14 protein-coding genes are annotated in these 13,978 nt (G+C 46.1%); 6 read left to right on the plus strand and 8 right to left on the minus strand.

The genetic code is table 11. The annotated features are described in order from the left end of the window. Positions 1-628 precede the first annotated feature (628 nt). The gene (locus MHH49_RS04645; protein WP_076274197.1) at positions 629-1,324 is read right to left on the minus strand and encodes a hypothetical protein; all 696 of its coding nucleotides are present in this window, start codon (positions 1,322-1,324) and stop codon (positions 629-631) included. 180 nt (positions 1,325-1,504) lie between these two features. Further along, a complete protein-coding gene (locus MHH49_RS04650; protein ID WP_076130628.1) occupies positions 1,505-2,914 on the minus strand; it encodes an aminotransferase-like domain-containing protein in 1,410 nt (469 codons plus the stop codon). A 168-nt stretch (positions 2,915-3,082) separates the two neighbouring features. Here MHH49_RS04650 and MHH49_RS04655 point away from each other — a divergent pair, with 168 nt between their 5' ends. The 4 genes from MHH49_RS04655 to glpX all read left to right on the plus strand — a co-directional run bounded on the left by MHH49_RS04655 (position 3,083) and on the right by glpX (position 6,674). Further along, complete coding sequence (locus MHH49_RS04655; protein ID WP_341137933.1) at positions 3,083-4,015, plus strand: DMT family transporter; 933 nt, start codon at positions 3,083-3,085, stop codon at positions 4,013-4,015. A 125-nt stretch (positions 4,016-4,140) separates the two neighbouring features. Further along, positions 4,141-4,815 carry a helix-turn-helix transcriptional regulator gene (locus MHH49_RS04660; protein ID WP_051490920.1) on the plus strand — a complete coding sequence of 225 codons (675 nt, stop codon included), beginning with the start codon at positions 4,141-4,143 and terminating at the stop codon, positions 4,813-4,815. A gap of 12 nt (positions 4,816-4,827) precedes the next feature. Beyond that, positions 4,828-5,634 carry a pyruvate, water dikinase regulatory protein gene (locus MHH49_RS04665; RefSeq protein ID WP_038568970.1) on the plus strand — a complete coding sequence of 269 codons (807 nt, stop codon included), beginning with the start codon at positions 4,828-4,830 and terminating at the stop codon, positions 5,632-5,634. 44 nt (positions 5,635-5,678) lie between these two features. Then, positions 5,679-6,674 (plus strand): class II fructose-bisphosphatase, encoded by a 996-nt coding sequence (glpX, locus tag MHH49_RS04670; protein WP_076274196.1) that lies wholly within the window; start codon positions 5,679-5,681, stop codon positions 6,672-6,674. 87 nt (positions 6,675-6,761) lie between these two features. Here glpX and MHH49_RS04675 read toward each other — a convergent pair whose 3' ends face one another. After that, positions 6,762-7,313: a general stress protein gene (locus MHH49_RS04675; RefSeq protein ID WP_076100480.1), complete on the minus strand. Its 552-nt coding sequence runs from the start codon at positions 7,311-7,313 to the stop codon at positions 6,762-6,764. Between the two features lie 201 nt (positions 7,314-7,514). On the opposite strand from MHH49_RS04675, the gene MHH49_RS04680 reads away from it, so the two are divergent. Both MHH49_RS04680 and MHH49_RS04685 read left to right on the plus strand, forming a co-directional pair. Further along, positions 7,515-8,363, plus strand: coding sequence for an AraC family transcriptional regulator (locus MHH49_RS04680; RefSeq protein ID WP_036676452.1), 849 nt, complete (start codon positions 7,515-7,517; stop codon positions 8,361-8,363). Positions 8,364-8,457: 94 nt separating this feature from the next. Next, positions 8,458-9,447: an aldo/keto reductase gene (locus tag MHH49_RS04685; RefSeq protein ID WP_445321916.1), complete on the plus strand. Its 990-nt coding sequence runs from the start codon at positions 8,458-8,460 to the stop codon at positions 9,445-9,447. 100 nt (positions 9,448-9,547) lie between these two features. Here the strand turns inward: MHH49_RS04685 and MHH49_RS04690 are convergent, their stop codons facing one another. From MHH49_RS04690 to MHH49_RS04710, 5 genes are all read right to left on the minus strand, one after another. After that, a complete protein-coding gene (locus MHH49_RS04690; RefSeq protein WP_036676473.1) occupies positions 9,548-10,279 on the minus strand; it encodes a ZIP family metal transporter in 732 nt (243 codons plus the stop codon). 181 nt (positions 10,280-10,460) lie between these two features. Beyond that, positions 10,461-11,264: a phosphonate ABC transporter, permease protein PhnE gene (gene phnE / locus MHH49_RS04695; RefSeq protein ID WP_036676480.1), complete on the minus strand. Its 804-nt coding sequence runs from the start codon at positions 11,262-11,264 to the stop codon at positions 10,461-10,463. Continuing rightward, a complete protein-coding gene (gene phnE / locus MHH49_RS04700; RefSeq protein WP_036676482.1) occupies positions 11,261-12,052 on the minus strand; it encodes a phosphonate ABC transporter, permease protein PhnE in 792 nt (263 codons plus the stop codon). Before phnE (MHH49_RS04700) ends, phnE (MHH49_RS04695) begins: the two co-directional genes overlap by 4 nt. A 1-nt stretch (position 12,053) precedes the next feature. Then, entirely contained in the window at positions 12,054-12,836 is a 783-nt protein-coding gene (phnC, locus tag MHH49_RS04705; RefSeq protein ID WP_076145531.1) for a phosphonate ABC transporter ATP-binding protein, read from the minus strand. Between the two features lie 129 nt (positions 12,837-12,965). Beyond that, positions 12,966-13,943, minus strand: a complete 978-nt coding sequence (locus MHH49_RS04710; RefSeq protein WP_038568963.1) for a phosphate/phosphite/phosphonate ABC transporter substrate-binding protein — start codon at positions 13,941-13,943, stop codon at positions 12,966-12,968. Positions 13,944-13,978: the final 35 nt, after the last annotated feature.

The raw sequence follows: 13,978 nt of genomic DNA on the forward strand, positions 1-13,978 counted from the left end.
TTCACTTTGCCACACCAATAATAACTAGAATTTGCTTCACAAAGTCCCGCCCACTTTGAAATCATATTTAGGGAATTTCTCCCTCAAATTCGAACTTTATAGGCGCGCGTTAATCTTATTGCGGAATTTCTCCCTAATAATCGAACTTTATAAGAACACATTGAACTTTTTGCGGAATTTCTCCCTAAAAATCGAACTTCATAAGCGCACGTTGAACTTTTTGCGGAATTCCTCCCTAATAATCGTACTTTATAAGCACACATTGAACTTTTTGCGGAATTTCTCCTTAATAATTAGCCGATTATAGGCAAAAAGGGCAATTTCCGCAGAATTTTAGGGAGGAATTCCGCAATTATCGCTAATATTGAGTAAAACACGATAAAATCAGGGAGGATTTCCCTAATTATTGATTCTAGATGGTTCCGAGCTACAATTGAGCACCAGCACCAGCACAACCACCAGCACCAGCAGCCACCAACAAGCCCACCAGTTACTCAAGGTCATCTCAAACAAATAAGCGGTCGCTCGGATGTTATCCCGAGCGACCGCTTATTTCAGCACAACACCTTATATACTCTTACTGCCTACTTTGATCTCACCATTACATGACGTGACTCTACAGGTAGAGTCATTTTTTGCGCGTTCCATCATTTCTACGACGGTATAGAACAGCCCCAGCGATAGTTACTAGAACGATAATTATTCCACTGATCCCCACAGTAACAAGTGGAAAGGAATCACTGTCCGCAGCGGGGTCCCCCGTTAGATCAGACCCATTACTCCCAGCTCCTGACTCCGGTGAATTATTCGGGGTTACCTCCGGAGAAGCGGTAGGTGTCGTTGCCGAAATACCGGGCCCCAGTTCTTTCAGATCCACTGAGTCAGCGGTTAGCCGCTTAGTTCGACTGCATAAACTAGCCTCCAGATTACCAGAGTCTCCACCGTCTCTAGCATAAGCATAGACAATGTAACTTTCCCCTTCCACAAACTCAAAGCCGCAGCTTGCAGAAGATAAAGCCGTAGTCAATGTAACTTGATTCCCCTCGACCCCTTTCCAGCTGGAATCCACCTCAAAGGTTACCTTTACTGGATCAGCAGAAGAAATTATGTTCCCCTGTGACGGCTCCTTCATGTCCACTACTTTCCCGACAAAGACAGCTGTACTTTTCTCAAGAGCTTCCAGTGGCTCCGCAGGCATAACACAGGAACAGGCGTAAGTGACTGAGGGCCGCACCGTCAGCAAAGCCGTAAATATTAATAGGACACCTAGAAATATCATCATTGGACTTCGGAAATTGAACTTTCGGAAATTGATCTTTCGCAATTTGAAAACCCCCTTCTTTACCTTACAGACGGAGTAAACGTGGAAAGTGTTACAGGAATTCCCAAACAAGTGATACAAGTTTATCCGGTAGCAATTCCTCTAATCCTCTTCTTTAATTCCTCTAATCTTCTTTAACTCCTCATATCCTCTTCATTAATCCCCCATACCTGCTGTACCCACTCACAAACTGTGCGCGATCCCAATCAAACGCTGTATTCCTTCGCGTAGCACCCCTTCGCTTGCAAAGGAATAACTTAGGCGAAGCCTTGACTTCATTTCCCCCAGTGGATCAAATAACTCCCCAGGAACAAAAGCGATCGACTGCGCCATACTTGAAGCAAACAGGCGATCCATCGTAAGATGCTCCGGTAGTTTCACCCATAGATTTAATCCGCCTTGCGGAGTCGTCCATTCCCAGCCAGTACCCGCCAGCTCCTCTTCTACGATTTCCTTATGCACTTGAAGCGCAATGCGCAGCTTACCGAGATGCTGTTGCAAGCGTGGGGAGGTGTAGTAATGTAGAAATATTTTTTGATTCAGCAGCGGAGTACCATTGTCCGCGAGTGATTTGGCCGTGATCAGACGCTCCATAAATGGATATCGGCAGGCCACCGCACAGATTCGTAAGCCAGGGGCTACATATTTACTGAAGCTGCTGATATAAATCACCCAGCCCTCCGTATCATAAGCAAAAAAGGGCGGCGGCGGCTCCTCATCAAAATACATATCGCGGAACGGGTCATCCTCCACCAGTAAACAGCGATAACGCTCGGCCAGTTCTACCAACAGCTTGCGCTGTTGCACAGGCACCGTGTATCCAGTTGGATTGTGATGCGTTGGATTAATGTAGAACATACGCGGCTTATGCTTTTTCATCAAAGCTTCTACTTCCTCCAGATCATATCCCTCCGGAGTGATCTCTACCGGAACCAACCGTGCCCCCTCCCGGCGAAAAATATCCATAGCAACACTATAAGTAGGCCGCTCCACAAGCACCGTATCCAGAGGACCAAGCACAATCCGGGCAATCAGATTGATCGCCTGCTGCGCACCCGAGGTAATAAGCAGCTCTTCCGAAGTTAACTGCAGCCGATGTTGCTTCCGAAAGTGGTGGCTTAACGTCTCACGCAGCTCGTTATCCCCCTGGACCGAGGCATACGTTCCCATTACCTTGGGATATAGATCGAACACTTTTTTGACATAGTCAGATAGAAAAAGGTTCGGCAGCAGCCCCGGATCAATCAGCGCCTGCGAGAACTGATACTTAACTGGCACTCTCTGAATATCAGACAGCGGGTTAGTGAGCGCATAAGCCGATACTGCGGCTCCTACTTCAATAGCAGGAAGCGAGATTATGGGTGCCACGTAATATCCTGATTTATCTTTTACATAAACCTTTCCATCCTCCGTCAACCGTCTGTACGCTTTGAAGACGGTCAGTCGATGTACCTTAAGCTCCTCCGCCAGCAGCCGTATAGAAGGAAGCTTATCATGTGCGACCCACTCCCCTCGCTCCATGCGATTTAATAGAAATTCATAGACCTGCCGAAACAAGGGATGATTATGCTCCGCTCCCACAACCTTTTTCATCTGGCTACAACTCCTCTCCGAACAACCTTGTAATCATATTGTACACGATTTCTGAATTAATCTGTTCTACACAAGGCAATCTGTTCTGTCCTCTCCCCTATATGATTAACAAAATGCCAGCTTATAAATTCTTATATTTTATAAAGCACACAAAAGGGGACTTTCAAAATGATCTTATTTGCTTATGCACTTGTATGTCTGATCTTCGGCACGACCTTTCTAGCTATCAAAATCGGCGTAGATGCCGGTGCGCCTCCTTTTTTTTCAGCGGGCTTAAGATTTTTTGTCGCGGGCGCTGTTCTATTCCTATGGATGGTCTGGAAACGTAAAGCCAGCTTCTCCTTGCTGTTGCGCAAAGAAATGTTGTTCACCGGGTCTGCACTAACCTTCGGCACCTTCGCGGGTCTCTACTGGGCTGAACAATATGTTTCTTCAGGGCTTGCAGCTGTACTCTCTGCCACTGGACCGATCATGATCCTGCTGCTCCAAACCTCTATTCTTCGGCAAAAGGCACCCGCCATCTCCCTATATGGCTGCATCATCGGCTTCACTGGCGTACTGCTGCTGGTTCTCCCCAATCTCGCCGTTGATATTTCACCACTGTGGCTCATCGGTTGCACTGTAGTCCTAATTGGAGAGTGTTGCTATGCTGTAGGTGCGATTTACTCCAAAAAAGTAATTAACAGTATGCCTGCAGTCTCACCGATCGCACTGAATGCGGCTCAAATGATGTATGGCGGTGCACTGTTATTCATTCTTTCTTTTGCCACGGAAAAAGTACATCCTGCATTTCTCTTCTCATTCGAGACAGCAGGTTCACTGCTCTATCTCACAGTTATCGGCTCCATGGTCGGCCATACCTTGTTCTACTGGCTCGTAGCTAAGACCAACCCAGTGTTTCCTTCTACCTGGCTTTATATTTCTCCACCGATTGCCGTGGGTGTAGGCTTTATCTTTTACAAGGAGTCCGTATCTTGGATTACAATTCTCGGAGTGTTCACCATCATTGCCGGAACAATCCTAGTGAATGCTGATGCTTTAAAGCAATTACTGCAAAAAAAGAAGATCAACACTGTTGCGTTAAAAAAAACAAATATATGACGTACTATATATTGCATTTATGACCACTATTGCGTATTATATAAACAAGTTAAATTAAACACAGCTAAATATGACTCATATATGAAAGGAGGATTCGCTTAACGGCGCTTCTTTTCTAAAGAGGAATGCCTTTTTTATCGGAAGTGGAGGGAATTGTGATCGAACTGACATCACGTCAAATAGAGATTATCGATATCGTTAACAAAAGAGCTCCGATTACCGGCGAACAGATTGCCGAAAGTTTGAATCTTACCCGGCCAACAATTCGCTCGGATCTGTCTGTTTTGGTTATGCTCAAATATATCGACGCCAAGCCGAAGGTCGGGTACTTCCCAGGATTGAAATCATCCAGTCGTCAGGGAAGCGGTTATCTGCTGCAGGAAACGATGGTCAAAGAAATTCAAAGTGTACCTATAGTTATCCGTGAGACCACAACTATTCAAGATGCCGTAGTTACGCTTTTTCTACAAGATGTAGGCACTCTTATTATCTGTGACGAAGAGGGTAAACTCACGGGCGTTGCTTCACGTAAGGATTTCCTAAAGGTAACCCTGGGCAACCCCGGTGCAGTCTCCATGCCCGTAAGCATGGTTATGACGCGCCAGCCCAAAGTGGTCACAACTTCACCGGATGAGCCGGTGCTTGAAGCTGCACATAAGATGATTTTTCACGAGGTAGACAGTTTGCCGGTGGTTGTTCCCAGCGCCGCTGAAGACGGCGGTACAAAACTGGATGTGGTAGGACGTTTAACAAAAACCTCCATCATCAAACTTCTCCTCGAACTTGAAGCCAAAGGATAACAGGAGGAACCCATGAGCATCGAGCAATCTTCCAACTTAATAACGATATGCTCGGATTCTATAGGAGATACGGCAGAGGCTGTCGTGCAGGCCGTTATTCACCAATTTCAGAATCAGCAGGTCACCATTAAAAGATACGGCAATATTAGGCATGAAGACGAGCTACGCAAGCTTATGGAAGAAGCAGCTCAGCATCAAGGTTTTGTCGCCTATACATTAGTGCAGCCAGAATTAAGAGAAATGATCCGCGAGGAAGCGGTACGTCTTGATTTGCGGATCGTTGATATCATGGGCCCTATGATGCAGGCCTTCATTGATACCTTCGACGATGCTCCTCAGCAGCGGCCAGGTCTTCTCCACCAGCTCGACGAGAATTATTTCCGCCGCATAGAAGCTATAGAATTCACCGTCGCCTGTGATGACGGCCGTGATCTGGGTGCCATGCTCAAAGCCGATATCGTTCTGCTGGGCATGTCCCGTACTTCAAAGACACCGCTTAGCATCTTTTTGGCCCATAGAGGAAAAAAAGTCGTTAACTATCCGATTATCCCGGAGATTGGTCCTCCACAAGAACTATTAAGCTTGCCGCCGAACCGGCTTATCGGATTAACCATGAAACCCGAGTACATGCTGAAGGTCCGCTCTGAGCGACTCAAGGTTCTGGGATTACCGACAGGCTCCCAATATGCAAGTCTGGAACGGATCACCGAAGAGATGGAATACGCCGCTTCATTGTTCAACAAGCTGGGCTGTCCTGTAATTGATATTACTGACAAGGCTATAGAAGAAACCGCTGGGATTATTATGGGTTATATCTAAATTTCAGTTTACAAAATATATAGAATGCACTGGAGGGAATTAGAATGGAGCGCGAACTGGCCCTTGAGATTGTACGGGTAACTGAACTAGGTGCTTTATCCTCGGCTCGCTGGATTGGGCGGGGCGATAAAAATGCGGCAGATGATGCAGCCACGACTGCGATCCGTTCCATGTTCGATTCTGTGTCCATCGACGGAACTGTTGTGATTGGTGAAGGAGAGATGGATGATGCTCCAATGCTCTATATTGGTGAGAAAGTCGGGAACCAAAAAGGTCCCTCTGTCGATGTAGCCGTCGATCCACTCGAAGGAACTGAGGTTGTTGCCTGCGGCCTGCATAATGCGCAATCTGTTATTGCTATAGCAGATAAAGGCAGCCTGCTGCATGCCCCGGACATTTATATGGAGAAGCTAGCCTGCGGGCCCGAACTTGCCGGGAAGCTTAGACTCGAGGACCCTGTAGAGATCACTCTGCAAAAAGCCTGCCATTTCACTGGCAAATCCCTCTCCGAGTTAACCGTAATGGTGCTGGATCGCAAACGGCATGAGCAGCTGATTAATAGCCTGCGTGAAGCCGGGGTACGAATTAAGCTGCTTGGTCACGGAGATGTTGCTGGCGCTATTGCGGCTGCACTGCCAGACAGCGATGTCGATTTGTATATGGGTTCCGGTGGAGCACCCGAAGGTGTTCTTGCTGCCGCTGCACTGAAATGCCTTGGTGGTGAAATGCAGGGCAGATTGCTCCCGGATGGACCCATAGAGCTGCAGCGCTGTGTACGCATGGGAATTGCCAATCCTACGCGAGTGCTATACATGGAAGATATGGTTGGCACGGGCGACGTCCTCTTTGCCGCCACGGGTGTAACGTCAGGTGAATTCCTGAACGGTGTCCGTTTCATCGGCAAAGAACGCGCGGAGACACATTCGGTAATCATGCGCGCACAGAGCCGCACGATCCGCTATATCCGCAGCATTCATTTCCTACCAGGAAAAGAAATACCAGAAGCGCTGACCGTTAGACAAAATGCTGTCTCTCTATAAAACCACAAAAAACAGGCTATCTCACTAACAGTATCCATTGCTAGTGAGATAGCCTGTTTTTTTTTTACACTGAATGCTAATTGCTTCTTATTTATTTCCAATACGCTCACTCGCTAATGGATCTATATTAGCAACTTTCTCAAAGCGTTCTGCGTTCAGGCTGTTATACTTTGTGAAGATTTGTTTCACTTCTTGCTCCTTCTGCTCGCCTTCCACATCCACCATTACTAGAATATGACCTTCATCCACGTAGTTATCGTAGCTTTCTGCTTCCTCTTCAGGGATACCAAGGCCAATAAGTCCGCCGACTAAACCGCCACTGCCTGCGCCTATCGCCGCTCCGGCTAGTGTTGCCGCAAGAGGTCCGGCTGCAATAATAGGTCCAATACCAGGAATAGCCAAAGCGCCAATTCCCATCAGCAGCCCCGTTACTCCACCCAGCAGACCACCAGTAGCTGCACCTGTAGCCATACCTTCCGGGGCCACGGTTCCCGACTCGTCTCTAAGCGTTTCCTCATCCGCTTTATTTCTCGCGATAATCGAAATATCCTCTGTCCTACAGCCCTGACGCTTCAACTCCTCAATAGCTCGCGAAGCTTCGTATTCGGCAGCAAAGACACCCACTATTCTCTTATTCATCTCCATTACCTCCTATTGATGTAGTTAGCTCATACGTTCAGCTTCATAGCTTACTTAACCAAACTGGACAAGGATAAACTACGATATTTAAATTCGCAACAATTCCGAGTTCATATTCCTTCTAAAATATGCTGTATAATAAAAGTAAGCGGGTACAACTACCCTAGATCAACTCTATAAAAGAAAGAGAAGGAATCATCCATGGCGATATTTAACTATAATTCTGAGCGTCCCTTCCGAGGCAATCCCGACTTGCATCTCCATTACTGGGGGCGGGAGCAGTGTCTTCCCGGGCATTTTTTTGGGCCTGGGGTTCGTGACGTATATAAGATACATTTTATCCATGCAGGAACAGGTGAAGTTACTGTGGGTGAACAGACCCATTATCTTAAACCAGGACAAGCTTTTCTCACCTATCCGCATATCGTAACTGCCTACACAGCAGACATAGCAAATCCATGGACCTATTCTTGGGTAGCTTTTACCGGGGAGCAGGTTGATTATATTTTGGCCAAAACCGCCTTGTCACCTGAGCACCCGATCTTTCCAATGGATGAACAGCTTATGCCGAAACTATACGAGCTCCTGACACAAGCAGCTGAAGCTTCGGACAGCCTGGATCTACCTCTAAAAGCAATTATGTATGAGTTCTTTTCTCTGTTACTTCGAGCGGTGCCAGCAGTTCCAGATGTACTTCCTTTACCACGTCAAAAAAGTATTTACGTCGAGCAATGCCTGCACTTTTTGCATACACATTATTGTGAAAATATTTCGGTTGAGATGATGTCCTCTTCGCTCAAGCTGGATCGCAAATATTTATCCTCCTTGTTCAAACGGACAATAGGTATGCCACCACAGCAGTATCTATTAAATTTCCGCATCGCTAAGGCGTGCGAGCTGCTGACAGAGACCCTATGCACGATTGGTGAAATCTCACGTTCTGTAGGCTATCAGGACCCCTTACTCTTTTCGCGGATGTTCAAGAAGGTGAAAGGTTGTTCGCCAAAAGAATACCGTAGCCGTCATCTCGAAAATGACATTGTACTATAAACTCCTTCCTTGCTGACATACGTTTGTCCGCGATCTTTCGCTACAATAAGGACGTAACTTACTAAGTAATAAGTGTTTATAGGAGGAATAAATCATGTATAACGCAAGCGCTACCAGATATGACAATATGAAATATAATCGCACCGGAAAGAGCGGTCTACTCCTGCCAGCGATCTCGCTTGGTCTATGGCATAACTTTGGCGGCAACGACTTATTTGAGAATGGCCGCGCCATGGTAAGAAGAGCTTTTGATCTTGGAATCACTCATTTTGACCTTGCCAATAATTACGGTCCACCCGCAGGCTCCGCCGAAGAAAGCTTTGGCCAAATTCTTAAAAAGGATCTGACCCCTTATCGTGATGAGATGGTTATCTCGACTAAAGCTGGATATTATATGTGGGCTGGTCCTTATGGTGAATGGGGCTCCAAAAAATATCTCGTCTCCAGCCTAGATCAAAGCTTAAAACGTATGGGACTGGATTATGTTGATATTTTTTATCACCACCGCCCAGATCCAAATACACCACTGGAAGAAACCATGGCTGCGCTGGACCTCGTGGTACGCCAAGGTAAAGCGATGTATGTCGGGATTTCGAATTACGGACCTGAACAAACACGCGAAGCGGCACAAATTCTGCGTCGACTTGGCACGCCATGCCTGATTCATCAGCCAAACTATTCCATGATGTCCCGCTGGATTGAAGATGGCTTGCAGGATGTATTGTCTGAAGAAGGCATCGGCTCCATTGTGTTCTCCCCGTTACAAGGTGGCATACTGACCGATCGCTATCTAAACGGAATCGCTCCTGATTCCCGTGCCGCTGGTCCAAGTGTATTCCTGTCTGAGAATGCCATTACCGAAGAGGCGATCGGCAAGGTTCGCAAACTGAACGAGATTGCTGCTGCACGTGGACAAAAAATGTCTCAATTAGCGTTATCTTGGGTACTCCGTGGAGGCAAAGTAACTTCTGCATTGATCGGCGCAAGTAAGGTAAGCCAGATTGAAGATGCCATCGCTTCCTTAAATGCCCCGGAGCTTAGCGCTGAAGAGCTAGAGCAAATTGAGGCGATTCTGCGGGGATAAAGCTTAGTTATAACAAGACAAAGACCAATGAGGTCAGGCAGCTTAAAGCTGCTCTGGCATTTCATTGGTCTTCTTTTTTATAGATTAGAGTTCTATTTGCTCACCCAAATATCTGCGTGATGTACACCATGATCAATAATCCAAAAATAAACGAATACGTCGAAGGCCGCTCATAACCATGGCCATGACTCTCCGGAATCAGCTCCTTGTAGACGATAAAGAGCATAGCCCCGGCTGCAAAAGCTAGACCATAACCCACAACATTATGCAGGTAACTAGCAGTAAAATACCCGATCACCGCAGATACCATCTCCATCAAGCCGGTAAGTGTAACGATTCCTAAGGCTTTTAGCTTGCTAGTTCGCGAATTCATCAGAAAGACCGCAAGAATCAAACCTTCCGGCATATTCTGTGCGCCAATGGCAATCGCCACGGTAGGACCTAAACTGGCCTGTTCGCTGGCATAACTGAAACCTGTACTGAGGCCTTCTGGTATGTTGTGGATGAACAGCGCAATCATAACAAGCAGCGCTTTTGAATCCATATTGGTATAACCGGGCTTATTCTCCACATCGATATGCGGGATGTTATTTTCAATTAAATCAAGCAGCAGCACTCCGGTAATCAAGCCCAAGGTTAAAGCGATAATCCCCGATTCTTTGATCGATTGCGGCATGAGTCCAAACGTGGAGGCGGACACCATAATCCCCGCAGTGAAGGCTACGAGGATATCTTTCCACTTCTCGGATAACCTCTTCACGAACAGGATCGGAAATGCTCCAAGAACGGTAGCCATTGCCGATACAAAGCTGCCAATAAGCGCAGATTCCAAACCTTCAACTCCTTTGGTACAAGTCGGATAGACCAACATATGTTTCAGAAAAAATAATTATTACTTTTTCATACATTTTCGAATGGTCCAATATAGTATGGATCATATCATAAAAGACCTCCCCTAGGTTCGGTTCATACCCTAAGGAGGTCTTTGTCTCACATATCATTATGCAACTCGGTTACACCAGCTTCTTCCGGATCTTGCCGGAAATCAAATCAATAATTGTGATCATCGCAATGATACCTAGCAGTATAATCCCCACGCGGTCCCAATTCCGTGAACTGAGCGCGAAGATTAACGGTGTGCCGATCCCCCCTGCTCCAATCACACCTAAAATCGTAGCCGAACGAACGTTAATTTCGAATCTATATAAGGTATAGGATAAGAATCCCGGCAGCACCTGCGGTAACACTGCAAACCACAATACCTGCATGCGGCTGGCGCCAGAAGAAATTAAAGCTTCGAGTGGACCGTTGTCGATATTCTCAATCTCATCCGCGAACAATTTGCCGAGCATGCCCACCGAATGTAGTCCCAGAGCCAGCACACCTGCAAAAGAACCCGGTCCAACAGCCTTGATGAATAACAAAGCCATAATAATCTCAGGGAAGGTTCGTATAAAGCTCAACATCAGCTTGCCGGAACCTGAAATTACCTTTCCCTTGCTCATGTTAACTGCAGCCCAAAATGCAAAAGGAATACATAAAAAGGTCGAGATAAAAGTGCCTAGGATTGAAATAGCTAACGTCTCGAGCAATCCCCGCAGGAGATCCTCCCCATCTGGTAAATAAACGAAGGCCCAGTCAGGTGAGAATATCCCGGCAAAAATTGCTTTAGTAATGATCCCGGCGGTTTCTTTGAATCCATTAAACGGCACTCCCGAAAAAGCCCAAATATATAACGCAGCTAGGGCTACATAAATCAGCCAACGAAAACGATTTTTACGGGGTTTAGGGACAAGGGTATTCCATGATTTACTCATATTAATTTCTCCCGCAGCTTAGTGCTTACATAATCAATAATCAGTACTACTGCTAATGTGAACAAGATGATGGTGCAAGTCTTATCGTATTCCAAAAAGCCTAGGGTGACTTCATAATAGTGGCCGATCCCACCCGCTCCTACCAGACCTAAAACCGCCGCAGCACGAACATTAATCTCGAAGGCATATAGGACATAAGACATAAAATGAGCCTGTACCTGTGGAATGACTCCGAACATAATGCGTTGAATCTTATTAGCCCCTACTGAAGTCATTGCTTCCAAAGGTCCTTGATCAATCGTCTCCATCGTTTCATAGGTAAGCTTGGCGATCAGCCCCAACGAAAATATCGTCAAAGCAAATATCCCAGGAAGCGCACCGAGGCCGAAAATGGCCACAAAGATAGAAGCCAACAGCAGATCGGGAATCGTGCGGATCAGGTTCAGCAGCATACGGACCGGATAATGAAGCCAACGGCTTTGCGTAATATTGCTTGCACACAACAGCGCAACCGGAACCGCAAGAATGGCACCAAACGTTGTGCCAACCAGCGCCATCCGGATCGTCTCCAGCATCGCATCTATAATGTTGTCAAAATACCCCCAGTTCGGGGGAAACATTTCCTTAAGCAAATCAAGCATATTCGGCAGACCGGAAATCAGCTCTCCGAAGGATGAATCGGTTAAGACAGCACTTCTCCACAGTAATACTACTAATATAATGGCTGTAAAATAATGTTTTATCTTTCTTGGCGGTTTGGGATGTAGCTTCTCTGCATTCACACTCATCTCACACGCCTCCGAGTACAGGCTCACCCAACAACTCTTCCTGATGAATCGGTCTGCCGTAAATCTCAGCAAACCTCTCATCGGTTGCCTCCGATACAGGACCATCGAAGACAACCTCTCCTGCCCGGAGCCCGATAATCCGGGTAGCGTATTCTCTAGCCAGATCAATAAAATGCAAATTCACAATGGTCGTAATCCCGAGTTCCATATTAATCTTCTTTAGATCATCCATAACCTGCTTGGTTGTGAGCGGATCTAGTGAAGCTACAGGTTCATCTGCGAGGATAATCTGTGCCTCCTGCGCAAGAACACGGGCAATAGCTACACGTTGCTGCTGACCTCCAGATAGCTGATCTGCACGTGTATAGGCCTTCTCGGCGATATTTACCCGATCAAGGGATTCGAAGGCTAAATCGATATCCTTTTGTGGGAATCTGCCAAGTATCGTCCGCAGTGTGGAATGATAGCCCACCCGTCCTGCCAAAACATTACGAAGCACAGTCGTACGTTTCACTAAGTTGAAGCTTTGGAAGATCATTCCGATATTCCTACGGATCATTCGTAGCCGGCTTCCTTTTGCATTCGTAATGGACTGTCCGTTAATAAGAATATTACCTTCGGAAATATCATGAAGCCGGTTAATGGAACGCAGCAAGGTCGACTTCCCTGCTCCCGAAAGACCAACAATAGCTACAAATTCTCCGGCTGGAATGGTCAGGTTAATGTTGTTTAATCCTTTGGTTCCGTTTAGATACGTTTTGGATACATTACGAAGCTCTATCATGAAATCATCCCTTTATGTGTTTTCGTATATTCGTATAAAAGAGATAGCCAGATCCGGGGGGGAATCCGGAGCTGGCTATCCTTAATGCCTGTTATACACCAACATCGTTGTATCCTTGAACGGCCTGTTCTACTCTGTTTTTACTTTACTGTTGTATTCGCGAACAATGTCAAAGTTGCTGTCTTGTGATTTCACATAACCTTCATGAGAGTAAATGTCTTTGATAATCTCATGGCCTTCTGTGTCAGCTGCGATATCAATGAATGCCTGCTGGATTTTTTCAATCCATTCTTTATTCATATCTGAACGGACCGAAATCGTATCGTTAGGAATTTTATCAGTAAAGGCGAGAACTTGAGTATCTTCAAATACTTTTGGATAATCCTTAACGACCGTGTTCCGGGCATCTTGGAAAATAGCTGCTGCATCTACGTCACCATTCAGCACAGCAAGCACGCCTTGATCATGACCTTTAACCGTAATGGCTTGTACATCCTTCAGCGGATCAAGTCCCGCATCCATAAGCGTTGCAGCCGGCCATACAAATCCTGCAGAGGATGTAACGTTTTGATAGGCAATTTTTTTACCTTTCAAATCGGCAACCGATTTGATCGCAGAATCTTTCTTGACGATAATCATAGATTTATAGAAATCCGCTAATTCATCTGTTGGACCACCGGTTTCATCATTTACACCAAAACGTTGAGCCTGAAGAATAACCTCAGCTGCTCCTTTTTCTTTAGCTAACACGTAAGCAGTTGGAGGAAGGAAACCTACATCCACTTTTTTAGAGGCCATAGCTTCGATAACGGTGTTGTAATCAGTAGAGACACTTACTTCTACAGGAATACCGAGCTTGTCACCCAGTAATTTTTCAAGAGGTTTCGCTTTAGCTTCGAGCGTATCTGCATTTTGAGAAGGAACAAATTGTACAGTAAGCTTCTCTGGAACATAACCCTCTGCTACAGGAGCTGCCGTTTCCTTCGGTGCATTTGCCCCGTCCGTCGATCCTTGGTTTGCATTATTTGTAGTGTTGTTAGCGCCACAACCACTAAGCAATGTAATAGACATCATTAGCGGCAATACGAATTTACTGATTTTTCTCAAACGAAAGACCTCCACTGTTTTCTATTTTTATTTTT

The organism is Paenibacillus sp. FSL F4-0122 (assembly GCF_038002845.1).
GTDB classification, from domain to species: domain Bacteria; phylum Bacillota; class Bacilli; order Paenibacillales; family Paenibacillaceae; genus Paenibacillus_AQ; species Paenibacillus_AQ odorifer.